Annotated in this window: 26 protein-coding genes, 1 tRNA gene and 1 pseudogene; 13 read left to right on the top strand and 15 right to left on the bottom strand. The window is 70.2% G+C overall.

All coding sequences use genetic code 11. The annotated features are described in order from the left end of the window. Positions 1–33: 33 nt before the first annotated feature. The 3 genes from dinB to ABQJ56_RS00130 are packed head-to-tail and all read right to left on the bottom strand — an operon-like array spanning position 34 to position 2457. Entirely contained in the window at positions 34–1146 is a 1113-nt protein-coding gene (gene dinB, locus ABQJ56_RS00140) for a DNA polymerase IV (protein WP_367842956.1), read from the bottom strand. 55 nt (positions 1147–1201) lie between these two features. Then, positions 1202–1552 (bottom strand): gamma-glutamylcyclotransferase family protein, encoded by a 351-nt coding sequence (locus ABQJ56_RS00135; protein WP_367842955.1) that lies wholly within the window; start codon positions 1550–1552, stop codon positions 1202–1204. Then, entirely contained in the window at positions 1552–2457 is a 906-nt protein-coding gene (locus ABQJ56_RS00130; RefSeq protein WP_367842954.1) for an ATP-grasp domain-containing protein, read from the bottom strand. Before ABQJ56_RS00130 ends, ABQJ56_RS00135 begins: the two co-directional genes overlap by 1 nt. Before the next feature lie 229 nt (positions 2458–2686). On the opposite strand from ABQJ56_RS00130, the gene ABQJ56_RS00125 reads away from it, so the two are divergent. Together ABQJ56_RS00125 and ABQJ56_RS00120 are read left to right on the top strand one after the other, a co-directional pair. Beyond that, the gene (locus tag ABQJ56_RS00125; protein ID WP_367842953.1) at positions 2687–3451 is read left to right on the top strand and encodes a COG4280 domain-containing protein; all 765 of its coding nucleotides are present in this window, start codon (positions 2687–2689) and stop codon (positions 3449–3451) included. A gap of 11 nt (positions 3452–3462) precedes the next feature. Next, complete coding sequence (locus ABQJ56_RS00120) at positions 3463–3651, top strand: hypothetical protein (RefSeq protein WP_367842952.1); 189 nt, start codon at positions 3463–3465, stop codon at positions 3649–3651. Here ABQJ56_RS00120 and ABQJ56_RS00115 read toward each other — a convergent pair. Continuing rightward, the gene (locus ABQJ56_RS00115; RefSeq protein WP_367842951.1) at positions 3648–3977 is read right to left on the bottom strand and encodes a hypothetical protein; all 330 of its coding nucleotides are present in this window, start codon (positions 3975–3977) and stop codon (positions 3648–3650) included. The two genes, ABQJ56_RS00120 and ABQJ56_RS00115, sit on opposite strands and share 4 nt — an antisense overlap. A gap of 108 nt (positions 3978–4085) precedes the next feature. On the opposite strand from ABQJ56_RS00115, the gene ABQJ56_RS00110 reads away from it, so the two are divergent. From ABQJ56_RS00110 to ligB, 4 genes are all read left to right on the top strand, one after another. Further along, positions 4086–5411 carry an amino acid permease gene (locus ABQJ56_RS00110; RefSeq protein ID WP_367842950.1) on the top strand — a complete coding sequence of 442 codons (1326 nt, stop codon included), beginning with the start codon at positions 4086–4088 and terminating at the stop codon, positions 5409–5411. A gap of 114 nt (positions 5412–5525) precedes the next feature. Beyond that, positions 5526–7643, top strand: a complete 2118-nt coding sequence (locus ABQJ56_RS00105; RefSeq protein WP_367842949.1) for a beta-galactosidase — start codon at positions 5526–5528, stop codon at positions 7641–7643. A 54-nt stretch (positions 7644–7697) separates the two neighbouring features. Continuing rightward, positions 7698–8474 (top strand): NRDE family protein, encoded by a 777-nt coding sequence (locus ABQJ56_RS00100; protein ID WP_367842948.1) that lies wholly within the window; start codon positions 7698–7700, stop codon positions 8472–8474. 94 nt (positions 8475–8568) lie between these two features. Then, positions 8569–10251, top strand: coding sequence for an NAD-dependent DNA ligase LigB (gene ligB / locus ABQJ56_RS00095; RefSeq protein WP_367842947.1), 1683 nt, complete (start codon positions 8569–8571; stop codon positions 10249–10251). 22 nt (positions 10252–10273) lie between these two features. Here ligB and ABQJ56_RS00090 read toward each other — a convergent pair whose 3' ends face one another. The 6 genes and pseudogenes from ABQJ56_RS00090 to dinG all read right to left on the bottom strand — a co-directional run bounded on the left by ABQJ56_RS00090 (position 10274) and on the right by dinG (position 14905). Next, complete coding sequence (locus ABQJ56_RS00090) at positions 10274–10675, bottom strand: YchJ family protein (RefSeq protein WP_367842946.1); 402 nt, start codon at positions 10673–10675, stop codon at positions 10274–10276. 38 nt (positions 10676–10713) lie between these two features. Further along, positions 10714–11309, bottom strand: a pseudogene (locus ABQJ56_RS00085) (DUF938 domain-containing protein). A 10-nt stretch (positions 11310–11319) separates the two neighbouring features. Then, positions 11320–11517, bottom strand: coding sequence for a hypothetical protein (locus ABQJ56_RS00080; protein ID WP_367842945.1), 198 nt, complete (start codon positions 11515–11517; stop codon positions 11320–11322). Positions 11518–11607: 90 nt separating this feature from the next. Further along, complete coding sequence (locus ABQJ56_RS00075) at positions 11608–12186, bottom strand: NnrU family protein (RefSeq protein ID WP_367842944.1); 579 nt, start codon at positions 12184–12186, stop codon at positions 11608–11610. 68 nt (positions 12187–12254) lie between these two features. After that, positions 12255–12806, bottom strand: a complete 552-nt coding sequence (locus tag ABQJ56_RS00070) for a HutD/Ves family protein (protein ID WP_367842943.1) — start codon at positions 12804–12806, stop codon at positions 12255–12257. Then, complete coding sequence (gene dinG, locus ABQJ56_RS00065; protein ID WP_367842942.1) at positions 12803–14905, bottom strand: ATP-dependent DNA helicase DinG; 2103 nt, start codon at positions 14903–14905, stop codon at positions 12803–12805. The genes ABQJ56_RS00070 and dinG overlap by 4 nt, the downstream gene beginning before the upstream one ends. Before the next feature lie 109 nt (positions 14906–15014). On the opposite strand from dinG, the gene ABQJ56_RS00060 reads away from it, so the two are divergent. Continuing rightward, positions 15015–17960: a bifunctional diguanylate cyclase/phosphodiesterase gene (locus ABQJ56_RS00060; RefSeq protein WP_367842941.1), complete on the top strand. Its 2946-nt coding sequence runs from the start codon at positions 15015–15017 to the stop codon at positions 17958–17960. Positions 17961–17972: 12 nt separating this feature from the next. Here the strand turns inward: ABQJ56_RS00060 and crp are convergent, their stop codons facing one another. Further along, positions 17973–18668, bottom strand: coding sequence for a cAMP-activated global transcriptional regulator CRP (gene crp, locus ABQJ56_RS00055; protein WP_367842940.1), 696 nt, complete (start codon positions 18666–18668; stop codon positions 17973–17975). A gap of 432 nt (positions 18669–19100) precedes the next feature. On the opposite strand from crp, the gene speD reads away from it, so the two are divergent. Next, positions 19101–19886 (top strand): adenosylmethionine decarboxylase, encoded by a 786-nt coding sequence (gene speD / locus ABQJ56_RS00050; RefSeq protein ID WP_367842939.1) that lies wholly within the window; start codon positions 19101–19103, stop codon positions 19884–19886. A 144-nt stretch (positions 19887–20030) separates the two neighbouring features. Here speD and coq7 read toward each other — a convergent pair whose 3' ends face one another. Then, positions 20031–20672 carry a 2-polyprenyl-3-methyl-6-methoxy-1,4-benzoquinone monooxygenase gene (gene coq7, locus ABQJ56_RS00045; RefSeq protein WP_367842938.1) on the bottom strand — a complete coding sequence of 214 codons (642 nt, stop codon included), beginning with the start codon at positions 20670–20672 and terminating at the stop codon, positions 20031–20033. A gap of 208 nt (positions 20673–20880) precedes the next feature. Between coq7 and rplM the strand changes: the two genes are divergently transcribed. From rplM to ABQJ56_RS00030, 3 genes are all read left to right on the top strand, one after another. Continuing rightward, positions 20881–21309: a 50S ribosomal protein L13 gene (gene rplM / locus ABQJ56_RS00040; protein WP_192107329.1), complete on the top strand. Its 429-nt coding sequence runs from the start codon at positions 20881–20883 to the stop codon at positions 21307–21309. Between the two features lie 67 nt (positions 21310–21376). Then, positions 21377–21769: a 30S ribosomal protein S9 gene (gene rpsI / locus ABQJ56_RS00035; protein ID WP_077484758.1), complete on the top strand. Its 393-nt coding sequence runs from the start codon at positions 21377–21379 to the stop codon at positions 21767–21769. Between the two features lie 54 nt (positions 21770–21823). Beyond that, positions 21824–21897: transfer RNA gene (locus tag ABQJ56_RS00030), tRNA-Gln, on the top strand. A gap of 234 nt (positions 21898–22131) precedes the next feature. Here the strand turns inward: ABQJ56_RS00030 and ABQJ56_RS00025 are convergent. The 3 genes from ABQJ56_RS00025 to ABQJ56_RS00015 form a co-directional block, all read right to left on the bottom strand. Next, on the bottom strand, positions 22132–22539 hold the full coding sequence (locus ABQJ56_RS00025; protein WP_367842937.1) for a hypothetical protein: 408 nt from the start codon (positions 22537–22539) through the stop codon (positions 22132–22134). Beyond that, positions 22536–23027 carry an Mpo1 family 2-hydroxy fatty acid dioxygenase gene (locus ABQJ56_RS00020; RefSeq protein ID WP_367842936.1) on the bottom strand — a complete coding sequence of 164 codons (492 nt, stop codon included), beginning with the start codon at positions 23025–23027 and terminating at the stop codon, positions 22536–22538. Before ABQJ56_RS00020 ends, ABQJ56_RS00025 begins: the two co-directional genes overlap by 4 nt. Before the next feature lie 87 nt (positions 23028–23114). Next, positions 23115–24011, bottom strand: a complete 897-nt coding sequence (locus tag ABQJ56_RS00015) for a phosphoribosylaminoimidazolesuccinocarboxamide synthase (protein ID WP_367842935.1) — start codon at positions 24009–24011, stop codon at positions 23115–23117. Between the two features lie 128 nt (positions 24012–24139). Here ABQJ56_RS00015 and ABQJ56_RS00010 point away from each other — a divergent pair, with 128 nt between their 5' ends. Next, positions 24140–24457 (top strand): c-type cytochrome, encoded by a 318-nt coding sequence (locus ABQJ56_RS00010; RefSeq protein WP_367842934.1) that lies wholly within the window; start codon positions 24140–24142, stop codon positions 24455–24457. After that, complete coding sequence (gene djlA, locus ABQJ56_RS00005; RefSeq protein ID WP_367842933.1) at positions 24454–25260, top strand: co-chaperone DjlA; 807 nt, start codon at positions 24454–24456, stop codon at positions 25258–25260. The genes ABQJ56_RS00010 and djlA overlap by 4 nt, the downstream gene beginning before the upstream one ends. Positions 25261–25375 lie beyond the last annotated feature (115 nt).

Here is a 25375-nt window from a genome sequence, read left to right as displayed (position 1 = left end):
CGGGAGCCCGGGCGGCGGAAACCGGGCAGGCTCCTAGTCGAAAAGGTCGGCCTGCGCCTGGTAGCTGTCGGCGCCGACGAAGCCGGCCAGGCCCACGCCGACCAGGCGGTAGCGGCTGCCGGCGGGGCGTTCCACGCGCTCGCGCAGCGCGCAGGCGAGGTCGGCCAGTTCGTGTGCCGAGCCGGGCCGCTGCGTGGGGGTGAGGCTGCGGGTAAGGGTGTGGAAGTCGGCGGTCTTCAGCTTCAGCACCACGGTGCGTGCGATGCGGCCCTCCTGTGCCTCGCGCTGGTGCGCGGCCCAGGCCTTTTCGGCGAGGCGATGGATGTGCGGCTCCAGCTCGTCCAGCGTGAGGTCATGCTCGAAGGTGTCCTCGGCGGACACCTGCAAGGTGGGGCGGTCGGGCGTCACCGGGTGGTCGTCGATGCCCAGCGACAGCTCGTGCAGGCGCCGGCCCCAGCGGCCGAAGCGTTGTTCGAGTTCCGTCGCCGCGAACGCGCGCAGGTCGCCCACGGTGGCCAGGCCCAGCGCGACGAGCTTGCCTTCCATCACCTTGCCCACGCCGGGCAGGCGGCCGATCGGCAGCGGCGCGAGGAAGTCCAGCACCTCGCGCGGGCGCACCACGAACAGGCCATCGGGCTTGCGGAAGTCCGAGGCGATCTTGGCGAGGAACTTGTTCGGCGCCACGCCGGCGGAAGCGGTGAGCTGCGTTTCCTCGCGGATCGCCGCGCGGATCGCCTCGGCGGTGGCGGTGGCCGAGGGCAGCGCGCTCTTCGCCGTGGTGACGTCGAGGTAGGCCTCGTCCAGCGACAGCGGCTCGATCAGCTCGGTATGCCGCGCGAAGATCTCGCGCACCTGGCGCGACACCGCCTTGTAGCGCGTGAAGTCCGGCGGCACGAAGATCGCCTGCGGGCACAGCCGTTCCGCGCGCACCGCCGGCATCGCCGAGCGCACGCCGAACTTGCGTGCCTCGTAGCTGGCCGCGCACACCACCGAGCGCGCACCCTTCCACGCCACCACCACCGGCTTGCCGCGCAGCGTGGGATCGTCGCGCTGCTCCACCGACGCGTAGAACGCGTCCATGTCGACGTGGAGGATCTTGCGGGGCGGCGTGGGCACGGGGCGGGGACGGGTGGTGCGGGTGCGCATGATTCTAGAACGCGCCGGCACCGCCCCGTCGGCGGCACCGGCGCGAACCGTCACGTCACTCCACGCGCACGTACATCCACGCCCGCAGACCGGGGGCGAGCCCCGCGGCTGCGCGGCGGGAGTCGTCCACCTCGTAGTCGTCCGCCTGCGTCAGCTCCTGTGGCGTGAGGTGGAATACCGTGCCGTGCACGAAATCCGCCGTATCCCCGCTGGGCACCGCGATGGGATGCCGCGCGGCGCCACTGGTGGCGACGACTCGTGCGTCGTGGATCGCCAGCTGTTCGAGGCGGTAGCCGGGCAATGCATCGGGTTTGCCGTCGAGGCGGCGACCGAAGGTGGCGAGTTGCACGGCCTCGCTTTGCAGCGTGCCGTAGGAGAACGGCGGCTCGCCGGCGCGGGTTTCCATCAGGTGCCCTCCATCGTGCGCGGGGCGTTCGTCCGGCACAGCGGCGCCAGCCGTGCGGCCACGAGATGCGCAAAGCGCTCGGCGGCGTCGGGCCGGTCGGCGAGGAACAGCGACGGCTCGATCAGCTCCAGTTCCATCAGCAGGAAGCGGCCGTCCGCGACCACGCCATCCACCCGTGCGTATACCGCCTCGCCCAGGCCCAGGCTGGCGCAGGTTGCCAGCACCTGCCGGGCCGCGGCCAGCGTGGCGGCCTCCGGTTCAGCGGCTTCGGTGCGGCCGCCGTGCTCGTTCTGCACGCGGTAGTCGCCCCGGGCCGGTCGCTTGACGACAGCGTGGCTGAACCTGCCGCCGAAGAACAGCAGCGACCACTCGCCCTGCTCGACCACCGCCGGCACGAAGGGCTGCAGCAGGTAATCGCCGGGCGGCAGTTCCCGCGCGGCCTGCGCGAAGGCGGGATCGCCCACGGTGCCACGCACCGTGCGCCATGCACCGCCACTGACGCTGGGCTTGACCACCATCTCGCGGCCTTCGGTTGCCGCCAGGGCTGCGCCCAGCTCGGCGTGCGTGACGAAGCGGGTGGGGATGGTCGCTATGCCCAGCGTTTCCAGCTGCGCCAGGTAGCGCTTGTCGCTGTTCCAGCGCAGCAGGCGGCTGCCATTGATGGTGGGCACACCGAGTGCGTCGAGTCGATCCAGCCAATGCAGGAACTGCGAATGGTGCTTGAAGTAGTCCCACACGGTGCGGATCAGCACGGCGTCGTAGCGTGACCAGTCCACGTCGGGGTCGTTCCACACGCAGGGTGTGGCGCGCACGCCGAGGCCTGCGAGCGTGGCGGCGAAATGCACGTCGTCGGTATGGATGCCCCGATGGTCGGCGTCGGTGGCAAGGGCAAGCTGGATGGACATAGGAACCCTCTGAGTTGAGGGCGCCCTTGTCTCGAAGATCGCGCGCCGAGCGTGGCGGATGGCTCCGTCGCAGCACCCCTCGGCCCGGACTGCGCGGCGTGGATCGCCGACGCAACAGGGAAGCATCGCGCGGGCGATGCGTGGTGCACATTCTTCGATTGTGCGGGGGCGGCTGTCAATCGCGCGGGCGTATGCTGCGCGTCTGAACCCGCTGCGCGACGGAGCCTCCGTGCCGATTGACTGGATCCATGCCGGCGCCACCGTGCTGGCCTCCTTCCTCGCCTCGCTGGTGGAGTGCGTGGAAGCCTTGACCGTGGTGCTGGCGGTGGGCGTGACGCGCGGCTGGCGCAGTGCGCTGGCAGGCTGCGCGACAGGTTTGCTGGTACTGCTGTTGCTGGTCACGCTGCTTGGCCCGGTACTCGCCCGCGTTCCCTTGCACGGCTTCCAGCTGGTGGTGGGCGCCTTGCTGTTGCTGTTCGGCATGCGCTGGCTGCGCAAGGCGGTGCTGCGCGCGGCCGGCGTGCTCGCCTTGCATGACGAGGATGCGATCTACCGGCGCGAGATGCAGGCGCTGGGCGGGCAAGCCGGCGCACACGCGGGCCTGGACAAGCTCGCGTTCGCGCTGACGTTCAAGAGCACCGTGCTCGAAGGCATCGAGGTGGTGTTCATCGTGCTTGCCATCGGCGCCGGCCGCGCCGATCTGCTGGGGCCGGCCAGCCTGGGCGCGCTGGCCGCGCTGCTGGTGGTGGCGGCGCTGGGCGTGGTGCTGCACCGGCCGCTGGCGCGGGTGCCGGAGAACCTGCTGAAGTTCGCGGTGGGCGTGCTGCTGTGCGCGTTCGGCACGTTCTGGGCCGGCGAGGGCATGGGCTATGTGTGGCCGGGCGCCGACTGGGCGATCCCCGGCCTGGTCGGCGCGTTCCTCGCGGTGTCCGCGCTGGGCGTGCCGTGGTGCCGTCGCCTTGCATCCGCCGGTGCGAAGGGGTCCGCACGATGAACGGATTGCGCATGGCGCTGACGGAACTCTGGGGCCTGTTCGTCGACGACGGCCGCTACGCGCTGGCCATCGTGGCATGGCTGCTGCTGGCGTGGCGGGTGTTGCCGCTGCTGCAGCTCGGCGGCTGGAACGCGGCCATCTTCGCCGCGGGGCTGCTCGCGATCCTGCTGGAAAGCGTGCTGCGTCGTGCGCGGCATTAGTTGTCGTCCCAGAACACCTCGACCGCATCGCGATTCATGAAGCCCCATATGGGCGTGCCCAGTCGCACGAGGCCCGTGCGTATGCGGTGGGTGGCTTCGTCGTAGGCCGAGATGCGGTAGATCATCTGGTACTTCGAGGTGGTGAACCACATCGACAACGGGATGGACAGCCAGAAGGCGTTGGATTTCGCGTGCAGGATGCGCAGGCCGTTGGCGTCGGCCCAGTCCTGCAGCAGGGTCCGGGCGTTCCGCCCATGGCGCCAGCCCAGCCAGATCGCGGCGGCGACCAGCAGCAGGAGCAGCAACGGTGTGGTTCTGGTCATCATGCCCCCTGGATTCCCCCGCGCACAGCGTGGGCCGGGTTCCGCGGCCATGCAAGCCACCACGTCGACAGGGACTGGTCGAACCCCCGTCCACCATGCCAAGGTTGCCGGATGACGACGACTGACAGCTCCCCCGCGTACCTGCGCCGCCTCGGCGTGTGGGACGGCGCGATGATCGTGATCGGCGGCGTGATCGGCGCCGGCATCTTCCGCACGCCGGCCACGGTGGCCGAGCGCACGTCCTCGGGCCTGCCGCTCCTGGCGCTGTGGGTGCTGGGTGGCCTGCTCACGCTCACCGGCGTGCTGTGCTACGCGGAACTCGGTTCGCGGCGGCCGCAGGCGGGCGGCATCTACCTCTACCTGCGCGAAGCCTTCGGCATGCTGCCGGCCTTCCTGTTCGGCTGGACGATGGCGCTGATCAACTACCCCGGCAGCGTGGCCGCGGTGGCGACCACCTTCGCCGACTACTTCTGCCAGGCGGTGGGCCTGCCGCTCTCGTGGGTGAAGCCGGTGGGGGTGGCGGCGATCGTGTTCATCGTGGGCGTGAACCTGTTCGGCATCCGCGCCGGCGCGCTGATGCAGAACATCTTCGCGGTGCTGAAGCTGGCGGCGATCGCGCTGCTGGTGGCGGTGGGGCTGGCGCTGGCGCACGGCCACCTGGGTGGCGTGCTGGCGACGGACGCCACGCGGCACGTGTCCAGCGGCGCCTTCGTGGGCGCGCTGCTGCCGGTGCTGTTCACCTACGGCGGCTTCCACTACCTCAACGACCTCGCCGGCGAGGTGCGCGACCCGCAGCGCACGCTGCCGCGCGCCCTGCTGCTGGGCATGCTGGGCGTGGTGCTGGCCTACGTGCTGGCCAACGTGGCCTACCTCACCGGCCTGGGCCACGCGGGGCTGGCCGCCAGCCAGGCGCCGGCGGCCGACCTGATGCGCCGCCTGTTCGGCGAGGCGGGCGCCAGGGTGATGGCGATCGGCATCGCCTGCTCCACCTTCGGCTATTGCAGCATCGCCATCGCCGGCGGCGCGCGCGTGATGCAGACCATGGGCGCGGACGGCATGCTGTTCCGCGCGGTGGGCTACATCGACCCGCGCACGCGGGCGCCGCAGGTGGCGCTGGCATTGCTCGGCGGGTGGACGGTGGTGCTGATGCTGTGGGGCAACTTCGGCCAGCTGGTGGACTACACCACGGTGGGCGAGTGGCTGGGTCACGCGTTCGGCATCGGCACGCTGTTCTGGTACCGCTGGAAGTTCGTGGACGAGCCGGCGCCGTACCGCGTGCCGCTGTTCCCGCTGATGCCGCTGGTGTTCGTGGTCACCGTGCTGGGCGTGATCGTCGCGACCGCGATTTCCTCGCCGCACGACGCGGGCATGAGCCTGCTGATCATCGCGCTGGGCGCGCCGGTGTACTGGCTGTGGCGGTGGTGGCAGCGGCGCTGAAAACAGGTGCCGTCCACCTGGGCGCGGGCCCGGAGGGTTGAAGTCGAAGAGCCGCTTCGGCTCCGCTTGCCGGCGCAAGCCGCGCCCGGCGCGAACGGTTGGAGGATGCGTGTCATGAAACGAGCCTGGTTACTCGTGGTTGTCGCCCTGTTCGCCCCGCGCGCGACGGCGACCGAAGTGGCCGACCTGACGGCATCGCCATCGCACGTCGAGCTGCAACATGTCGAGCGCGCCGCGGCGACGGAAACCGCGCAGGACGGCGTGCAGCAGCGGCGCTACACCTTCCTGCCCGCCGCGCGACCGCAGATCGTGGTGACGCCCGCGCAAGGTGCATGGAACTGGCAGGGACGAGGCGAGCTGCGCCTGCGCGTGCAGAACGCGATGCCGTGGGCGCTGACCCTGGTGATCGACATCGACGGCGCGGATGCGGCATCGCACCTGCACGCGGTGGTAGGCCTGCCGGCCGGCCCCGCGCAGACCCTGGTGGTGCCGTTGCACGCCGCATCGCCGCTGGCCTTCGGCATGCAGGCGGGGCCGGCGCGGCCATTCGACGACAACGGCCGGCGCGTGCTGGTGGCGACCACGGTGGCGGGAGCGCTGGATCGGTCCGGCGTGCGCGACGTGCGGCTCTCCATGCCCGCGCCGCAGGCGGCGCAAGCCATCCTGCTCGGCCGGTTCGAGGTGGTGCCGGGCGAGGCTGCGCTGCATGATGCCTACACCGCCATCGTGGATCGCTACGGCCAGTACACGCGCGAAAACTGGCCGGAGAAGATCGCCGACGATGCCGCGCTGCGCGCGGCCGTGAAGCAGGCGCCGCCCGCCGCGCCCGCCGCAGGCACGGATCGCTACGGCGGGAACGGGGGCGTCCGCCTGCAGGCGACCGGATGGTTCCACACGCAGAAGGCGAACGGGCGCTGGTGGCTGGTCACGCCGGATGGCCACGGCTTCTTCTCGCTGGGCGTCGACACCGTGAAGGCCGACGACACCCGCACCTACGTGCAGGGGCGCGGGTCCATGTTCCGCGACCTGCCGCCGGACAGCGGCCCGTGGGCCGCGTTCCACGGCACGGGCGACAACCGCAACGCGCAGCAGGGCGCCGGTGCCGGCCGCTGCTGCGACCACGGGTCGTGGTTCGACTTCTACGGCGCCAACCTGTACCGCGTAGACGGCAAGGACTGGCTGGCCGCGTGGCGCACGCGCACGCTGGCGCGGCTGCGGGCGTGGGGCTTCAACACCATCGCCAACTGGAGCGATCCCGCGCTGGGCGCGATGCACCAGCTGCCGTACACGCGTTCGCTGGACATCCGCGGCGCCTTCGGCAACGTCGCCACCGGCTACGACTGGTGGGGGCGCATGCCCGATCCGTTCGACCCGCGTTTCGCGCGGGCGGCGGATGCGGCGGCGGCGCAAGTCACACTGGGCGTGCGCGACGATCCGTGGCTGCTGGGCTATTTCGCCGACAACGAATTGTCGTGGACCGCGCCCGGCCCGGACGGCCGCTGGGCGCTGGCCGTCGGCACGCTGCACGGCGAGGCGCGCAGCGCGGCCAAGCAGGCCTTCATCGCCGACCTGAAGGAAAAGTACGGCACGCCGGACAAGCTGGCGGCGGCCTGGGGCGTCGCGCTGGCCTCGTGGGATGCGCTGGACGCCGCCAACTTCCCCGCGCCCGAGCCGGACGAGGCGCATCCCGCCATCGCCGACGACTACAGCGTGTGGCTGACCCGCTACGCCGAGCAATACTTCCGCATCGTGGCCGCGGCGATCCATCGCCACGACCCGCACCACCTCTACCTCGGCAGCCGCTTCGCGGTCAGCACGCCGGAGGCCATCGCGGTCTGCGCCAGGTACTGCGACGTGGTGAGCTTCAACGTCTACGCCGACCTGCCGCAACACGGCTTCGACGCGGCGGCCATGCGCAAGCTCGACAAGCCCGTGATCATTTCCGAATTCCACTTTGGCTCCGACGACCGCGGCCCGTTCGGCAAGGGCGTGGTGTCGGTGGACAGCGAGGCGCAACGCGGAGCGGCCTATGCGCGCTACCTGCAGGCCGCGGCGGGCGATCCCGACATCGTGGGCACGCACTGGTTCGAATACGTGGACGAGCCGGTGAGCGGGCGCCTGCTCGATGGCGAGAACTCGCACTTCGGTTTGGTCGGCATCACCGACATCCCGTTCCGCGGCTTCGTCGAGGCGGTGCGCAAGGCGAATGCAGAGTTGCGGCAAGGGCCGTAATGCCGTGGTTGCCGGCAGGGCTATGCTTGCGGATCGATTCCCACGGAGCCGTCCATGTGCCTGATCGCCTTCGCCTGGCAGGCCCACCCGCGCTGGCGCCTGGTGCTGGCGGGCAACCGCGACGAGTTCCATGCGCGGCCCAGCGCGGGACTGGCGCGCTGGAGCGGCCTGCCCATCATCGCCGGACGCGACCTCGAAGCCGGCGGCACCTGGCTGGGCGTCACCGACGCGGGGCGTTGCTGCGTGGTCACCAACGTACGCGACCCGCGCGATCCGCAGCACGGCGCGTCGCGCGGCCTGCTGGCCACCGACTACCTCGTTGGCGCCGACGACGCCACGGCGCATGCGCAGGCCCTGCTGGCGACGGCGGCGGGCTATCGCCCATTCAACCTGCTCACCTTCGATGCGCAGTCGGCGTTCTACCTCGGCAACCGGCCCGAGCCCCGCGCGCAGGCGGTGACGCCCGGCGTGCATGGCCTGTCGAATGCGGACTTCAACACGCCGTGGCCGAAGACGCGCGCGTTGCTGGCGCAACTGGAAACCTGGCTGGCCGCCGGCCACGACGAGGATTTCGCGCCGCTGTTCGCCGCGCTCGCCGACGAGCGGCAGGCGCCCGACGCGGAGCTGCCCGATACCGGCGTGGGCCTGGAGCGCGAACGCCAGTTGTCCAGCGCCTTCATCCGCGGCGGGCATTACGGCACGCGCGCCTGCACGGTGGTGGCGATCGGTCGCGATGACGGCGGCGTGATCGTCGAACGCCGCTTCGGCCCGGAAGGCCGCTTTCTCGGCGAGAGCCGGTTGGCCATCGGCGCACGCGCCGCCACGGACTGAGGCGCTGCGCCTACGGCGCGTGGCGTGGTTCGCCGCCTGATCGCGCGGGATGCCTCGGCTAGCGTCGTTGCTCCTGCCACGTTGGAGCGCACGCATGCGCATCGTCTGCCTGTTGCTGATCCTGGTCGTGCCGTCCCTGGGTGTGGCCCGCGCGGACGATTGCCCCGACTGGTCGCCGGAACGTGCACGCCGGGAACTGGCCGCGCTGCGCGAACGACTGGATGGCTGGAACCACGCCTACCGCGTGGAAGGCGCTTCGCCGGTGAGCGATGCCGTGTACGACCAGGCCGAGCAGCAGCTCGCGGCGTGGCGGCGATGCTTCCCCGCGCAGGCGCCGGCCCCGTTGGCGCACCTGGCCGACGCCGGTGGCCGGGTGCTGGCGCCGGTGGCGCAGACCGGCCTGGCCAAGCTGCCCGATGGGGAGGCGGTCGAGGCGTGGATGCGGGCACGCGGCAACCGCGACCTGTGGGTGCAGCCCAAGGCCGATGGCGTGGCGGTGACGCTGTTGTATCTGGACGGCCATTTGCGGCAGGCCAGCAGTCGCGGCGATGGCCTGCATGGTTCGGACTGGACGGCGCTGGCGCAGGCCATCGATGCGATCCCCAAGCGCCTGCCGAACGCGTCGGCACGCGTGGTGCTGCAGGGCGAACTGGTGTGGCGCCTGCCCGGCCACGTGCAGGCCGAGGCCGGCGGCGTCAACGCGCGTTCGGCGGTGGCCGGCGCGCTGGCGCGCAACACGCTGGACGCCGCCACCGCCGCGAAGATCGGCCTGTTCGTGTGGGACTGGCCCAGCGGGCCGGCCGACATGCCGGCGCGGCTCGCCGGCCTGCGCGCGATGGGCTTCACCGACAGCGCGGCACTCACCCGGCCGGTGTCCGGCATCGACGAAGTGCGGCGCTGGCGCGAGCAGTGGTATCGCCACGCGCTGCCGTTCGCCGCCGACGGCACGGTGTTGCGCCAGGGCCATCGCCCGCCTGCCGACACGTGGAAAGCCAGCCCGCCGGATTGGGCGGTGGCGTGGAAATATCCCGCCGCCACCGCGCTGGCCGAGGTGCGCGCGGTGAACTTCACCGTGGGCCGCAGCGGGCGCATCACGCCGGTGCTGGAGCTCGCACCGGTGCAGCTCGACGACCACCGCGTGCAGCGTGTCAGCGTGGGTTCGCTCGCACGCTGGCGCGAGCTCGACATCCGCCCCGGCGACCGGGTGGAACTTGTGCTGGCGGGGTTGACCATCCCGCGCCTGCAATCGGTGGTGTGGCGCGCGGCGCAACGGGTGGCGGTGGATGTGCCGGACCCCGCGGACCACGGCCCGCTCACCTGCTGGCAGGCCACGCCCGGCTGCGAGGCGCAATTCCAGTCGCGGCTCGCCTGGCTGGGCGGCAGGCAGGGTCTGCGGTTGCGCGGAGTCAATGCGGGCACGTGGCAGGCGCTGACGGAGGCCGGGCTGATCCATGGCTTGCTGGACTGGTTGCGGCTTGCGCCTGCGCAACTCGTCGCGCTGCCGGAGGTCGACGAGGGCCGGGCCGCCGTCCTGGCGCAAGCGTTTGCCGAAGCGCGCGGGCAGCCGTTCGATGCCTGGTTGCACGCCCTGGGCGCGCCCGACGGCGTGACGGAGGCAGGACGGGACTGGGCCACGCTGGCCGCGCTGGACGAGGACGATTGGCGCGGGCACGGCGCCAGCGCGTCACGCGCACGGCAGCTCGCGGCCTTCTTCGCGCATCCCGATGTGCGTGCGCTGGCGGTGCAGTTGCACGCGGCCGGCGTGCAGGGGTTCTAGCCTCTTGGGATACGGAGCACGCCTACAACAGCTCCCCGTCCACGTAATACCAGCGCCCCGCCTCGCGCACGAAGCGGCTGACCTCGTGCTGGCGCTGGGCGCGGCCGCCGCCGAGGCGGTAGCGGGCCACGAATTCCACCGTGGCGTGCCCGTCGTCGATGCGCTGCTCGCTGCCCACCTCCAGGCCCAGCCACGTCGGCGCGGGTCGTTGCGCGGCCAGCCGCAGCGAGGCGGGGCGGGTGTCGGCGTGCCAGGTGGCCAGCAGGTAGTCCTCGCGCTTCAGCACGTAGGCGCTGTAGCGCGAGCGCATCAGTTGCGCGGCACTGGCGGCCACCGCGTTGCCGTCGTGCAGCGGGCCGCAGCAGGCGGCGTAGCCGGTGGGGTTGCCGCAAGGGCAGGGAGTGAGCGTGTCGATCGCCTTCATGCCGCCTTTGTACCCGCTTCGGCGGCGGCGTGCAGGGCTCAGCGCCGGATGCGCTGCCAGACGCGGCAGCGGTTGTTCGCCGGCATCGCCACGTCGTCGACCAGCGCGAAGCCGGCCGCCGCGGCCAGTGCGTCCACCGCTTCGGCGTCACGGATGCCCATGTGCGCGCCGCGTGCCTTGAGCCACTGGTCGAACGCGGCATTGCTGTCGCTGGTGTAGTGGCCGCCGTGGTTGAACGGACCGTAGATCGCCAGCCGCGCGTCGTCGGTATGACGGCCGGCAGCCGTGCGAACAGTGCCTCCACCTCGCGCCAGGCCATGATGTGCAGGGTATTGGCGCTGAACAACCCGTCGTACGGGCCACGCGGCCATGGTCCGCCGACATCGAGTTCCAATGGCGGCGGCGTGTTCGGCAGCGCCGCCTCGTCCAGCCAGGCGCGGATGCCGGGCAGGTTCTCCGCGCGGTCCGAACATTGCCAGTCCAGCCAGGTCAGCGTGGCGGCGAAATGCACGGCGTGCTGACCGCTGCCGCTGCCGATCTCCAGCACGCGCCGCCGATCGGCAAAGTGCCGGCGCAACACCTCGAGGATCGGTTCGCGGTTGCGCTCGCAGGAGGGGGCGTGGGGCTTGTCCACGCCCCTGCCGTCAGGCCGGGCGGCCGCGCAGCACGCGCGCAGGCAGCATCAGCAGCGCGCCGAGGAAGGCGAATGCCGCGCCCACGGTGATGCCGATCAGTCGCAGCGGCAGGCAGATCAGCCACACGATGGGGTAGAGCACCAGCGCCAGCAGCGCGAACGGCCAGCAGAACACCAGCAGCAACAGCCAGAGCAGGAAGGCGGCCATGGCAGACCTCACGGGTGGGACGGGTGGCTGCACTCTAGCGCGATCCGGAGGCGCCGCGCAGGTGGCTTTCGGCACAGCGGGATCGATGGCCTACATCACCGGCTTCACGCCGATCAGCAGCGCATGCAGCCAGAACGCGAAAACCGCCCAGGCCACCACGCCGATCACGACGGTGATGATCGTGTCCTTGGGCGTGCCGGGTGGATAGACCGTGCCCTCGCGGCGGTCGCGCCGGCGCGAGGCGGCGAACAGCAGCACGGCCCACAGCAGGAAGGCGCCGAACAGCACCACGTCGTGCAGCATGCCGGTGGCGAGCAGGTGGCCGAATGCCCAGGTCTTCACCGCCAGCACCTGCGGATGATGCAGGCGCGCCTTGATGCCGTTGCGTGGCACCCGCGCCGCGACGAGCAGCACGAAGGCCACCAGGGTGAACAACGCATTGAGCCGCACCAGCCATGGCAGCGGCACGTACAGCAGCACCGCATGATGCCGCGCCAGCGCGAAGCCCCAGCAGGTCAGCACGAAGCCGATGATCGCCACCAGCGAGTACAGGCCTTTCCACTGCTTCTCGCCGAGCCGCGCGATCTGCCGCTTGCGCCAGCCGTCGGCGAAGATGCGCAGCGAATGCGCGCCGAGGAACAGCACGAGACCGAGGATCAGCACAGGCATGGCAGGCGACTCCGGGGGCAGTGCGGCAGAGTATAGGCAGCCCGGCCCGATGCCACGGGCGCAAGCCGTCAGGCGACAGGCTCGATGTGCACGGCCAGGGCCAGCGAATCCTCGTGCAGGCTGAGCGCCCCACTGCCGGGTCGCCACGCGTCGCCTGCCTGCAGTACGCCTTCGCCGGTGTCGATGTGCCCGCTCGCGCAGTACACCAGCGTGAGGGTGGCGCCGGCTTGCCGCGGGCCCGCCGTGCGCCAGGCCTCGATGCCGCCGCGCACGCGGCCGCGCCGCAGCATCAGGTTGAAGTCGCGGCTGGGGCCGCCGGCCAGCGCCACGTCCACGCCGGCCTCGCCGGGAAACGCGAACGGCATGCACGGCGTGGTCAGCGCGTGGATGCGGCCGTCGTCCAGCGCCATCGTGAAGCCGTCGCCTTCGAGCAGCGCGATGACGCGGTCGATGCCCCGAAACGCGGAGAACGGCGCGGCACCCTCCACCTCGGCGATGCTCACCCGCCACAGGAAATCGTCCATGCCCGCGCCGGGGGGATGGACGGCCATCTCGCGGGTGTGGCCGAGGCCGTTCTTCCACGGCCTGGCCGGGCAGTCGGCGAGGCGGAGGATGCTCATGCGCCGCGCTCGATCACCCGCCGGAACGGCGGCAACGCCCGCAGCATCCCGGCGCCGTAACGCTTGGTGACCACGCGGCGATCCAGCAGCACGATGCGGCCGGTATCGTTCTCGTTGCGGATCAGGCGGCCGCAGTACTGGGTGAGCAGGCGCGTGGCTTCGGGGATGCTCACCTCGATGAAGGGGTTGCGGCCGCGCGATTCCAGCCATTCGGCGTAGGTGGCACCCACCGGGTCGGTGGGCACGGCGAACGGCAATTGCGTGATGACCACGGTTTCGCACAGCTTGCCGGGGAGGTCGAGGCCTTCGCCGAAGCTGGCGAGGCCGAACAGCGTGCTGCCCTTGCCGGCCTCCACGGCGACGACGTGCTCGGCGATCAGCTGCGTCTTGCCCAGCGAGCCCTGCGCGCGCACCTTGCGCACCTTGTCGATCGGCAGGCGCTGCAGCACGCGGTCGAGCTTGGCGCGCGAGGTGAACAGCACGAGGTTGCCGGCGTCCCAGTCGAGGTGTTCGGCCAGCCAGTCGCTGATCGCCTGGGCGTGCTCTTCGCGCGCGTCGGGCAGCGCGGCTATCGCAGGCACTTCCAGCTGTGCCTGCGCGGCCAGGTCGAACGGCGAGGGCAGGCTCAGCGTCACCGCGTCGTCGGGCAGTCCTGTCGCGTCGGCGTAGCCGCGGAAATTGCCGCCCGCGCTCAAGGTGGCCGAGGTCAGCACCACGCCGCTGGCGTTGCCCCACAGCACGTTGCGCAGCAGGCCGGCGGCGGACACGGCCGAGGCATGGCAGACCAGTTGCTGGTCGCCGGTCAGCGTGACCCAGCGCGCCAGCGGCGGCGCCTGGTCGGGGTCTTCCGTGGCCCATGCGTGCCAGCAGGCCGCCTGCTTGCCGATGCGTTCCAGGGCGATGCCGAGTTCGCGCGACAAGGCTTCCTGGGTGGGGCCGCCGTCGGTCATCTCCACCACGGCGCGGCGCACGGCGGCGAGCCAGCGCTGCACGTCGGCGGTCTGCAGGCTGAGCAGGCGCGCGTGCTCGACCCAGGCCTCGGGCAGGCGGCCCAGCGAGCCGCGGTACATCGGCTCGGTTTCGGCGGGATCGGGCAGCCAGCCGAGGCGGATTTCCTTCTCCAGCGCTTCCAGCGCGTCGCTGAGTTCCTGCAGCTTCGCATCGCCGGCGTCCAGCGTGAGCTTGCCGAGGTTTTCCTTGTCGGTGAGCGAATACGCCGCGTGCACCTGGCGGCCGAGCCGGCTCAGCTGGCGCACGCTGACGGCCATGTGCACGTCGGAGGCGCCGCGGTCGATGGCCTTGCCGGGGATGTGGTGGGCCTCGTCGAACACGTACAGCGTCTCGTCCGGGCGCGGCAGGATCACGCCGCCCCAGTTGTCGTCCTCGCCCGGCATGGTGAGGTCGGCCAGCACCAGGTCCTGGTTGGCCACGATGATGTCGGCGTCGTCCACCGCGCGGCGCGCGGCGAAGAACGGGCAGATCATGAACTGGCCGCACTTGCGGTTGGTGCAGCCGCCGGCGCTGGTGGTGAGCATGGGGCGCAGCAGCTCGCCCACGGGTTCGGGCGCGGCGTCCATGTCGCCGTTCCATTTGCCCTCGTCGAAGGCCTGCGCGAGTTTCGACAAGGCCTGCTTGTCGCGCTCCGCGGGCGGCTTGCTCCACAGCGCGAGGTCGGCATCGAAGCCGAAGCCCGCTTGCGCCGGGCCGGCGAGGCTGTTGCGCGCCATCGCCAGGTTGCGCGGGCAGAGGTAGCGGCCACGGCCCTTGGCCAGCGCCACCTTGGCCGCGTGGCCGGAGAGCTGCAGGTAGAGCGGGATGTCGCGCTCCACCAGCTGCTCCTGCAACGCCACGGTGGCGGTGGCGATCAGCAGTTTCTTCTTCTGCGCGCGCGCCACCTCGTGGCCGGCGATCAGGTAGGCCATGGACTTGCCGGTGCCGGTGGGCGCCTCGATCGCGGCCACGCCACCCGCGCTGGCCAGCGCCTTGGCCACCTCGGCGATCATCTTTCCCTGCGAGGCGCGGGGACGGAAGCCGGGCAGGCCGTCTTTCAGGCGCGTGTAGGCGGCGCGGATGGCGTCCTTGGTGGTGTCGGCGAGCATGCGGGCGTCCGGGGCGGGCCGGTCATTCTAGCGGGCGGGTCGCGGCCGGGTGGACGCTGGGCGTCGCCATGGCGCCGCGCTACCATCCCTGCGGGGGAGCCATCGGCACATGAATCAGCTCTGCGGGCCGCATGTCACGATTCCGGGCGAGGCCGACCAGCTGGCTTGGCTGGAGCGGCTGATCCACGCGTCCACGCCGCAGGCGGTGGGCGAACTGGTGGTGGAGCTGGCCCGTGGCTGCCCGGGCTGCCGGGATGCCCGCCTGCTGTGGCTGGAGCGGGGCGAATGCCACGCCACGAACGGCACCGTGGATGCGCCTGCACGGGCGCGGATGCTGGCGCTGCTGCGCGACGAGGATGGTGCGGCGACGGCGGTCGACGGCGAAGTGGCGATCTGGCTGGCAGCGGACGTGCCTGCCGTGCTGCTGCTGGCGCTGGAGGACGCGGCGGCCGGCCCGCGGCTCGGCGCCGCGCTGGAGCACTGCCTGGCCTTGGCCGGGCGGCAGCTGCAGCAGCTGCTGGCGCTGGCCGAGCTGCACGGTTCGCACCGCCAGCTGGAGCGCTCGGAGAACCTGCAGCGCGCTTTGTTCGCGATCTCCGACCTGGCCGGCGCCGACCTCGACATGCCCGAGCTGCTGCGCGGCATCCATGCCATCGTCGGCACCCTCATGTACGCGGAGAACTTCTACATCGTGCGGCACGATCCCGAGCGCGGCACGCTGCGCTTCCTGTATTACGCCGACACGGTGGATGCCACGGGCCCCGACATCACCCGCGACGAGCCGCTGGAGGCGCTGCGCGGCTCGCTCACCTGGCACCTGCTGATCCACGGGCAACCGTTGATGGGCAGCGCCGAACAGCTGGCCGCCCAGATCGGCGAACCGCTGGAGGTGGTCGGCCCGGACAGCGTGGACTGGCTGGGCGTGCCGATGTTGCGCGAGGGCCGCGCGCATGGCGCGCTGGTGGTGCAGAGCTATCGCCACGGCGTCGGCTATTCCGACGAGGATCGTGCGGTGCTGGGCTTCGTCGCCGAGCACGTGCTCACCGCGCTGGAGCGCAAGCAGAGCAAGGACGAGCTGGAACGCCGCGTGCTGCGGCGCACCCGCGAGCTGGCCGCCGCCAACCGCGAACTGCAGCAGGAGGTGGTGGAGCGCCAGCGCGCCGAACGCCTGCAGTCGGTGCTGTTCCGGCTGGCCGAGCTGGGCACGGCCGAGCTCGACGAAGACGCGTTCTACCGGCACGTGCACGCCGAGGTGGGCAGCCTGCTGGACGCGTCGAATTTCTACATCGCCCTGCTCGACGAGCCGCGGCAGCGGCTGGATTTCCCGTATTACGTGGATGCCGGCACGCAGAGCGCATTCAGCCTGCCGCTGGAGCGCAGCATCACCGCGTACGTGCTGCGCACCGGTCGGCCGTGGCTGGGCAGCCGGCGCGAACTGGACGCCATGGCGGAAGCCGGCGAGGTGGTGCCGCGCCACATCGGCACGCCGTCCGCATGCTGGCTCGGCGTGCCCTTGCGCGCGGGCGACCGGGTGATCGGCGTGGTCGCCGTGCAGGGATACGGCGACGAGATGCGCTTCGATGCCGCCGACCAGGAGCTGCTGGGGTTCGCCGCGCTGCAGATCGCCAACAGCATCAACCGCCGCCGCGCCGCCGCCGAACTGCTGCAGGCCAACCTGCAGCTGGAACACCGGGTGGAGGAGCGCACCCGGGAATTGCGCGAGCAGATCGCCGAGCGCGAGCTGGTCCAGCGGCGCCTGCGCCACGAAGTGATGCACGACCCGCTCACCGGCCTGCCCAACCGCGGCTTCCTGCGCGAGCGGCTGGGCGAACGGCTGGCGCGGCAGCAGTCGGATGCGCCCTGTGCGCTGCTGTACCTGGACGTGGATCGCTTCAAGGTGATCAACGACAGCCTCGGCCACCTGGCCGGCGATGCCTTCCTGCAGGCGACCGCTGGCCGCCTGCAGGCCTGCGTGTGCGCGCCGGACGTGGTGGCGCGGCTGGCCGGCGACGAGTTCGCGATCCTGCTGGACGCCGTCGCCGAGCCGGCCGCCGCCGAGCGCATGGCGCAGGGCGTGCTGAAGGCGCTGCACCGGCCGCTGTCGATCGGCGGGCGTGAACTGGAGCCTTCCGCCAGCGTGGGCATCGCGATCGGCGGCGATCGCCACACGCGGGCCGATGCGCTGTTGCGCGACGCCGACATCGCGCTGTACCGCGCCAAGCAGCTGGGGCGTGGCCGCTACGTGATGTTCGACGAGACACTGGCCAGGAATGCGGTGGATGAACTGGCGCTGGAGGTCGAGTTGCGCCATGCCCTGCTGCATGGCGAGTTCGCGCCGCATTACCAGCCGATCTTCCGGCTGGACAGCGGCGCGGTGGTCGGCCACGAGGCATTGCTGCGCTGGAACCATCCGCGGCGCGGCGTGCTGCTGCCCGACGACTTCGTGCGCATCGCGCAGGACTGCGGCCAGCTCGAGGCGATCGACTGGCAACTGTTCGGGCAGGTGTGCGGGCGCATGGCGCAGCCGGATGCCGGCACGGGTTTCGTGACGGTCAATGTCTCGCCGCAGCACCTGCGCCACGCGGATTTCGATCGGCGGCTGCTGCAGCTGCTCGAACGCAGCGGGCTGCCGCCCGCGCGACTGCTGATCGAGCTGACCGAGGGCGCGTTGCTGGACGATCCGGTGCTGGTGCGCGCCATCCTGGAGCGCCTGCGCGCCGCGGGCGTCCAGGCGGCGCTGGATGATTTCGGCACCGGCTATTCCTCGCTGAGCTACCTGCACTCGCTGCCGCTCGGGAAGCTGAAGATCGACCAGGTATTCGTGCGCGAGCTGGATCCTGCCGCCGTCGCCGGCGCCAACACCGTGGTGGCGGCGATCCTGGCGCTGGCCCGCACGCTCGGCATCGGCGTGATCGCCGAAGGCATCGAGACCGCGGCGCAGCGCGACGCGCTGCTGGCGATGGGCTGCGAATTCGGGCAGGGCTTCCTGCTGGGGCGCCCGGGCCCGACGCCATGGCACCCCGCGGCCGATGCGGCCGGGACGCGACGCGGCTGACCGGCCGGCTTTCTAGCGCGTGCCGCGCACCACGATGGTCTTGCCGGAGACGTCGATCATGCCCTGCTCCTCGAGTTGCTTGAGCACGCGGCCCACCATCTCGCGCGAGCAGCCCACGATGCGGCTCACCTCCTGGCGCGAGATGCGGATCTGGGTGCCCTCGGGGTGGCTCATCGCGTCCGGCTCGTCGCACAGGTCGAGCAGGGTGCGCGAGATGCGGTTGGTGACGTCCATGAACGCCATCCGGCTCACCTGGCGCGAGGTGCGCAGCAGGCGGTGGGTGAGCTGGGAGCCGATCGCGAACAGGATCTTCGGGCACTCTTCCTGCAGCGGGCCCTTCATCAGCTGGAACAGGCGCTCGTAGCTGACCTCGGCCATCTCGCACACGCTGCGCGTGCGCACCACCGACTCGCGCTGGGACTGTTCCACGAACAGGCCCATCTCGCCGATGAACTGGCCGCGGTTGATGTAGGCGAGGATCAGCTCGCGGCCCTGCTCGTCCTCGGTGCATACCGCGAGCGAGCCGTCGATCACGTAATACAGCGTGTTGGCCGGGTCGCCGGGGCGGATGATCGCGGTCTTGCTCGGGTAGCGGCGGCGATGGCAGAGCGCGAGGAAGCGTTCCATCGAGGCCGGGTCCGGCGCGAAGGCGAGCGGCGCCTGGGAGCGTTCGAAGGCCTGCTGAAGCTGGTATTTGAGTAGTGCCACGATATCTGGTTCCCCTTGGATTGTGGCCCTGCGAGCCTTCCGTGGGCTGACGGGCTGCACCGATCGGCTGTCTGTCGCGCGCCGTTGCCGGCGGCGGGTTCACGCGGGACGCGCGCGAGCGGTGGAAGCTTGCGCATCGTCCGGCAGGTGGTCGTGGCGGGCGGGGTTGGCACAAGAGTGCGCGGTGGCTTGCCGCGAGCTTGGCCCCTGACCCTCCCCGATTCCCCCATTATGGCAAACCCGGATGGAATGACGCAGGTTCAGTTTTCCACAATTTTGTCGCATACTTCGCAGTCTTTCGTTCGCGGCCGTTGCCGCGGGCTGTTCGCCGGGTCGCAGGAGACAAGGGTCCCCGCCATCCGAATTCCCGCGGGGACCCTTGGTGCTAACCCGCCTCATCTGCTGACCGTGGTCCGGTCATGGAGAGTCGCCGTGGTCAAGCCGCTTCCGCGTTTGCGCCTGCAGGGGTTCAACAACCTCACCAAGGCCTTGAGCTTCAACATCTACGACATCTGCTACGCGGTGTCGGAGGAACAGCGCCAGCGCTACATCGAGTACATCGACGAGCAGTACGACGCCGACCGCCTCACCCAGATCCTCACCGACGTGGCTGAGATCATCGGCGCGAACATCCTGAACGTGGCCCGCCAGGACTACGACCCGCAGGGCGCCTCGGTGACCATCCTGATCTCCGAGGAGCCGGTGGTGGAGAAGCTCGGCCGCGACTCCATCGCGGGCGCGGTGGTGGCGCACATGGACAAGAGCCACATCACCGTCCACACCTATCCCGAGACGCACCCGCACAACGGCATCGCCACCTTCCGTGCCGACATCGACGTGGCTACCTGCGGCGTGATCTCCCCGCTGAAGGCGCTGAACTACCTGATCGACAGCTTCGAGTCGGACATCGTGGTGTGCGACTACCGCGTGCGCGGCTTCACCCGCGACGTGAAGGGCAAGAAGCACTTCATCGACCACAAGATCAACTCGGTGCAGGACTACCTGGCGCGCCACATCCGCCAGAAGTACGAGATGTTCGACGTCAACGTGTACCAGGAAAACATCTTCCACACGAAGATGCACATCAAGGACTTCGACCTCGACACCTACCTGTTCGAGGCCCACGCCGACGACCTCTCGTTCAAGGAGCGGCAGAAGATCGAGCAGTTGCTGCGCCGGGAGATCGAGGAGCTGTTCCACGGGCGCAACCTGATGTGACACGAAAAACCCGCCGAGAGGCGGGTTTTTTCCTTTTGCGCATGGTCCCCGTCGAAAAGCGGGATTTTCCCCCTCTCCCCGTCGGGGAGAGGGCTGGGGTGAGGGGCGGGTGCTCGCGAAAGACCGGCTTGAGCCTGGCGCGCCTCAGACCCGGTACGCCACCGTCTTCATCACCAGCGAGCTGGCCTGCATCAGCTGCGGGATCGGGAACGGCAGGGCCATGCCGCCGCGCGCCTGCGCGGCCTGCGCGTGGCGCACCTCGTCTGACTGCATCTGCGCCAGCACCGCGCGCGAACGTTCGTCCTGCGCGGGCAGGCGCTCCAGGTGTTCGGCCAGGTGCGCCTCCACCTGGCGCTCGGTCTCCACCACGAAACCCAGGCTCACCGCGTCGCCGACCAGGGCGGCCAGTGCGCCGATCGCGTAGCTGCCGGCGTACCACAACGGGTTGAGCAGGCTGGGGCGGCTGTCCAGTTCCTTCAGGCGTTCGGCGCACCAGGCCAGATGATCGGTTTCCTCGGCCGCCGCGTGCAGCAGATGCTCGCGGTTGGCCTCGTTGCGGGCCAGCGCGGCCTGGCCGTCGTACAGCGCCTGCGCGCAGACCTCGCCGGTGTGGTTGATGCGCATCAGGCCGGCGGCGTGGCGTCGCTCGGCGTCGTCCAGTTCCACGTGGGCCGTGCCGTGCGCGGGCGAGGCGCGATTCGCCTCCGGCGCGCCGGCTACCGTTTCCAGCGCACGTTCGATGCCGGCCAGCAGGCGATCCAGCGGGCTGAGCGTGCGTGCGTTCATGTGCGGTCCTCCAGTCATCGGGCGGCGCCGCTGCAGCGGCCAGGTCAGGGGCTATGCAAGCGCCGGGCGCCGCATGCTATCATTGCCAGCTCACAGGCCACCTGCCGGTGGACTTGCGCCAGCGATGACGGCTCCGCTATCATCTCGCGCCTTTGCTTCACCGATTATTGTGCAACCGCCCTCGCTGGCGGCATACGGGTATCTCGAAATGAAAACTTTCAGCGCCAAGGCAGAAAGCGTCAAGCGCGACTGGTTCGTGGTGGACGCCACCAACAAGACGCTCGGTCGCCTGTCGACCGAAATCGCGCGTCGCCTGCGCGGCAAGCACAAGCCTGAGTTCACCCCGCACGTGGATACCGGCGACTACATCGTCGTGGTCAACGCGCAGAAGGTGGCCGTCACCGGCGCCAAGCTGGACGACAAGATGTACCACCGCTTCACCGGCTACGTCGGCAACCTGAAGACCACCAGTCTGAAGGACATGCTGGCCACCCACCCGGAGCGCGTGATCGAGATCGCCGTCAAGGGCATGCTGCCGAAGAACGCGCTGGGCCGCGAGATGTATCGCAAGCTCAAGGTGTACGGCGGCGCCGAGCACCCGCATACCGCGCAGCAGCCGCAGGCGCTGGAAGTTTAAGGCTTTATTGCGCAGTCCCTGCGCGTGAAAGCGGCCATCCATGGCCGCACTTTCTAAGAGTAAAACCATGGCGATTCAGCAGAATTACGGCACCGGCCGCCGCAAGACCTCCGCCGCCCGCGTGTTCCTGCGCAAGGGCACCGGCGCGATCGAAGTCAACGGCAAGACCCTCGACCAGTTCTTCGGTCGCGAGACCTCGCGCATGATCGTGCGCCAGCCGCTCGAACTGACCCAGAACACCGACAAGTTCGACATCAAGGTCACCGTCGAAGGCGGCGGCATCACCGGCCAGGCCGGCGCGATCCGCCTCGGCATCGCCCGCGCGCTGATCGAATACGACGAAAGCCTGAAGTCGTCGCTGCGCAAGGCCGGCTTCGTGACCCGCGACGCCCGCGAGGTCGAGCGCAAGAAGGTCGGCCTGCACAAGGCCCGCCGCGCCACCCAGTTCTCGAAGCGCTAACCGCGCTTCGACGTGCGGCGCTCCAGGTCAGAGCGCGCCGACACGCAAGAGTATTGGGAGATCGTCTAATGGTAGGACAACAGACTCTGACTCTGTTTATCTAGGTTCGAATCCTAGTCTCCCAGCCATACGCAAAAAGCCCGCCGATCGGCGGGCTTTTTGCGTATGGCTGGGAGACTTTCCGGACTCGAACCTTCCGTTACTCGGCGCTTCCCGCGCCGCGCCCGCCGGACCATCGGCTGCGCCGATGATCGCTTCGGCATCCTGCATCCGCAGTCGACAAAATCGTCTAAAACGATTTTGGACGGCCCCATAACTAAGGGCGTCGCATGGCATGCTTCGCCCATCGTAGTGCAGCGCTCTCACACCAACGTCGTCGCCACCCCAAACCCCACCGCCATCACCGCCGCCACCGCCAGGCACGCGCTTCCCGGGCGCACGCGGTGCGCATCCGCCCGCGGCGTCAATCGCCACACCAGCACCACGCCGACCAGCATGTCCCCCACCAGCGCCCAGCGCAGCAACCCGGAAGCGAGCAGCGACCGGAACGGCGGATGCAGGTGGCCTTCATACGCGGCCACGCCGACCACCAGCAGCATGCCGAGCAGGGTCCACAGCAGGCAGGCGAGGTAGACGCGGTTGAACACCACGTTGCAGCGTTCGGTCCAGCGCAGCACCGACCAGGCGATCAGTGCGCAGAACAGCGCGCCGATGCTGCCGTAGAGCACCCACCACACCAGGGAACTGACAAGGGTGAGCAGGGTGTTCATGCGACGTGCTTGAAGCCGAGCCGGCGCAGCAGCTTGGCCATCAGCCACGCGGGGCCGATCAGCAGGTAGGCGAGGTCGGTGAGGAAGCTGGGCTTGCGGCCCTCGAACTTGTGGCCGATGAACTGGCCGATCCACGCCACCACGAACACGCCGACGGCGAGCCAGCACAGGTTCGTCGCGCCGAGCCGCCAGTACAGGAAGTTGGTGAGCAGGCCGAGCACGGCGAACGCGACCAGCAGCGCCAGCGCCAGCCCCCGCGCGCGCTTCCAGTACCAGTAGAACGCCAGCACCATCACCGCCACCGCCCAGGCGCCGGGGCGCAGGTACGCCCGCGGCACCGGGATGGCCCACAGCAGCGCGATCACCGACCACACGATGGGCGGCACGCAGCACCAGTGGAAGACCTGGTTCACCGGGTTGCGGTGGTCGTTGCTGTAGCTGTCCAGCCAGTCCTGCATGCTGCGCTGGTTTGCGGCTTGCGTGGTCATGATGCGTTCCCCAGGTGGCTCAGGGATGCAATAGCAGCACGGCGATGGCGGGTGTCGCAAGCCGGGCTAGCCGCTCCTACGGGCCGATCAGGACAACTTGATGCCGGCCAGCCGCTCCAGCGCCTCGGCGTACTTGGCGGCGGTGCGCGCGATCACCTCGTCGGGGATCGCCGGGCCGGGCGGGGTCTTGTTCCAGCCCTGCGCCTCCAGCCAGTCGCGCACGAACTGCTTGTCGTAGCTGGGTGGGCTGATGCCGACCTGGTAGCTGTCGGCGGGCCAGTAGCGCGTGGAGTCCGGCGTGAGCATCTCGTCCATCACGTACAGCTTGCCGTCGGCGTCGGTGCCGAACTCGAACTTGGTGTCGGCCAGGATGATGCCGCGCTCGGCGGCGTAGGCAGCGGCCCAGCGGTAGATCGCCAGCGTGGCGCCGCGCACCTTGTCCGCCAGCTCGCGGCCCACCTTGTCGACCATCACGTCGAAGCTGACGTTCTCGTCGTGGTCGCCCACCGCGGCCTTGGTCGAAGGCGTGAAGATCGGCTCGGGCAGTTGCTGCGCCTGCCTGAGGCCCGCGGGCAGTGCGATGCCGCACACCGCGCCGGTCTTCTGGTAGTCCTTCCAGCCGGAGCCGATCAGGTAGCCACGCGCGATCGCCTCCACCGGCACCGGCTGCAGGCGCCGCGTCACCACGGCGCGTTTCGCGTAGAGCGCGGGATCGGTGCCGGGCGGCAGCACGTCGGCCAGCGGCACGTCCAGCAGGTGGTTGGGGATCAGGTGGGCGGTCTTGCCGAACCAGAAGTTGGAGATCTGGGTGAGCATTTCGCCCTTGCCGGGGATCGGGTTGGGCAGCACCACGTCGAACGCGGAAAGGCGGTCGGTGGCCACCATCAGCAGGCGCTGCTCGTCCAGCGCGTAGACGTCGCGCACCTTGCCGCGGTGGATCAGTTCCAGGCCAGGCAGGTTCGATTGCGGCAGGGTGGTGGGCACGACGGCGGTTCCGTGGAGGAATGGGGAATGCCCATTGTAGCGGCTGGCATCGACGGCGTTCCGCCGCATGGCGGGCATGGTCGCCCACCGCTGCTAGAATCGGCGGCTTTCGACCCCAGCTCCCGTCGATGCGCATTCTGACCGCGGCACTCTGCCTCACCGTCGCCTTGCCAAGCCTGGCCCGGACGCCGTCACCCGCCGTGGCGAAACCGTCGCGGCTGGGCCTGTGCGCGGCCTGCCACGGCGAAACCGGCATGGCCGTGATGCCCGGCGCGCCGAACCTCGCCGGGCAGCGGCTGGATTACCTGCGCCAGGCGCTGCAGGACTACCGCGACGGCAGGCGCGACGCACCGGCGATGCGCGCCGCGACCGGCCCGCTCAGCGCGGCCGAACTGGATGCGCTGGCGCGCTGGTACAGCGTGCAGACCCCGGCGGCCAAGCCATGAGCTTCACCTACACGCTCTGGTTCGGCTTCTTCGGCCTGCTGATCGGCCATCTGCCCGGTGCGATCACCGGCGCCATCATCGGCTTCGTGTTCGACAACCTGCGCCACAGCCAGCGCCGGCAGGCCACGCCGGAGGCGGGCGGCTTCGTCGGGCCGCTGTTCGCGCTGCTGGGGGCGGTGGCGAAATCCGATGGCCGCGTTTCCGAGGCCGAGATCGCCGTGGCCGAACGCATGATGGCGCGCATGGGCCTGGACGCCGCGCAGCGCCAGCAGGCGATCGCCAGCTTCAATGCCGGCAAGCAGCCGGAATTCGACGTGACGCCGACCATCGACGAGCTGCGCCGCTGGGCCGGCCTGCGCCGCGACCACGCGTTCCCGGTGCTGGACGTGGTGATCGACACCGTGCTCGCCGAGGGCAACCCGCCGCCGGAGAAGATGGCGATACTGCGCCAGCTCGCGTTCGCCCTGCGCGTCAGCGACATGGAGCTGATGGCGCTGATGGCGATGAAGGGCTACGCGTGGAACGCGGGTGGTGCGCGGGGCCGCGGCGGCCAGGGCCACGGCGGTGGCGGCTACGTGCCACCGCAGCGCAGTACCCGCGGCCCCGATCCCTATACCGTGCTCGGCATCGAACGCGGCGCCGACGACCGTGCGGTGAAGCGCGCCTACCGCAAGCTGATTTCCGAACACCACCCCGACCGCCTCGGCGACCTGCCCGAGGCGATGCGCAGGCAGGCCGAGTCCCGCGCCAGCGAGATCAACGCGGCCTACGAGCGGATCAAGGCGGAAAGAGGCTTCAAGTAGGAGCGGCTTCAGCCGCGACCGGCTCGGCGAGGAATCGCGGCTGAAGCCGCTCCTACGGCCGCTTGTGTCTGCACAACCCCGTAAAGTGGCAGTGGAGAGCGATGTGCGGCACGCC

Origin of the sequence: Rhodanobacter geophilus, from assembly GCF_040812275.1 — a bacterium.
In the GTDB taxonomy this organism is placed as follows: Bacteria; Pseudomonadota; Gammaproteobacteria; order Xanthomonadales; family Rhodanobacteraceae; genus Rhodanobacter_A; species Rhodanobacter_A geophilus.
The sequence above is the reverse complement of the archived record's forward strand: the minus strand, read 5'-3'. Positions and strand labels throughout refer to the sequence as shown.

Bases quoted from the DNA above. Each gene is read 5' to 3' on its own strand.
- dinB (WP_367842956.1), bottom strand. From the start codon at position 1,146: ATGCGCACCCGCACCACCCGTCCCCGCCCCGTGCCCACGCCGCCCCGC.
- ABQJ56_RS00135 (WP_367842955.1), bottom strand. From the start codon at position 1,552: ATGGAAACCCGCGCCGGCGAGCCGCCGTTCTCCTACGGCACGCTGCAA.
- ABQJ56_RS00130 (WP_367842954.1), bottom strand. From the start codon at position 2,457: ATGTCCATCCAGCTTGCCCTTGCCACCGACGCCGACCATCGGGGCATC.
- ABQJ56_RS00120 (WP_367842952.1), top strand. From the start codon at position 3,463: ATGGCGCTGACGGAACTCTGGGGCCTGTTCGTCGACGACGGCCGCTAC.
- ABQJ56_RS00115 (WP_367842951.1), bottom strand. From the start codon at position 3,977: ATGATGACCAGAACCACACCGTTGCTGCTCCTGCTGCTGGTCGCCGCC.
- ABQJ56_RS00110 (WP_367842950.1), top strand. From the start codon at position 4,086: ATGACGACGACTGACAGCTCCCCCGCGTACCTGCGCCGCCTCGGCGTG.
- ABQJ56_RS00105 (WP_367842949.1), top strand. From the start codon at position 5,526: ATGAAACGAGCCTGGTTACTCGTGGTTGTCGCCCTGTTCGCCCCGCGC.
- ABQJ56_RS00100 (WP_367842948.1), top strand. From the start codon at position 7,698: ATGTGCCTGATCGCCTTCGCCTGGCAGGCCCACCCGCGCTGGCGCCTG.
- ligB (WP_367842947.1), top strand. From the start codon at position 8,569: ATGCGCATCGTCTGCCTGTTGCTGATCCTGGTCGTGCCGTCCCTGGGT.
- ABQJ56_RS00090 (WP_367842946.1), bottom strand. From the start codon at position 10,675: ATGAAGGCGATCGACACGCTCACTCCCTGCCCTTGCGGCAACCCCACC.
- ABQJ56_RS00080 (WP_367842945.1), bottom strand. From the start codon at position 11,517: ATGGCCGCCTTCCTGCTCTGGCTGTTGCTGCTGGTGTTCTGCTGGCCG.
- ABQJ56_RS00075 (WP_367842944.1), bottom strand. From the start codon at position 12,186: ATGCCTGTGCTGATCCTCGGTCTCGTGCTGTTCCTCGGCGCGCATTCG.
- ABQJ56_RS00070 (WP_367842943.1), bottom strand. From the start codon at position 12,806: ATGAGCATCCTCCGCCTCGCCGACTGCCCGGCCAGGCCGTGGAAGAAC.
- dinG (WP_367842942.1), bottom strand. From the start codon at position 14,905: ATGCTCGCCGACACCACCAAGGACGCCATCCGCGCCGCCTACACGCGC.
- ABQJ56_RS00060 (WP_367842941.1), top strand. From the start codon at position 15,015: ATGAATCAGCTCTGCGGGCCGCATGTCACGATTCCGGGCGAGGCCGAC.
- coq7 (WP_367842938.1), bottom strand. From the start codon at position 20,672: ATGAACGCACGCACGCTCAGCCCGCTGGATCGCCTGCTGGCCGGCATC.
- rplM (WP_192107329.1), top strand. From the start codon at position 20,881: ATGAAAACTTTCAGCGCCAAGGCAGAAAGCGTCAAGCGCGACTGGTTC.
- rpsI (WP_077484758.1), top strand. From the start codon at position 21,377: ATGGCGATTCAGCAGAATTACGGCACCGGCCGCCGCAAGACCTCCGCC.
- ABQJ56_RS00025 (WP_367842937.1), bottom strand. From the start codon at position 22,539: ATGAACACCCTGCTCACCCTTGTCAGTTCCCTGGTGTGGTGGGTGCTC.
- ABQJ56_RS00020 (WP_367842936.1), bottom strand. From the start codon at position 23,027: ATGACCACGCAAGCCGCAAACCAGCGCAGCATGCAGGACTGGCTGGAC.
- ABQJ56_RS00010 (WP_367842934.1), top strand. From the start codon at position 24,140: ATGCGCATTCTGACCGCGGCACTCTGCCTCACCGTCGCCTTGCCAAGC.
- djlA (WP_367842933.1), top strand. From the start codon at position 24,454: ATGAGCTTCACCTACACGCTCTGGTTCGGCTTCTTCGGCCTGCTGATC.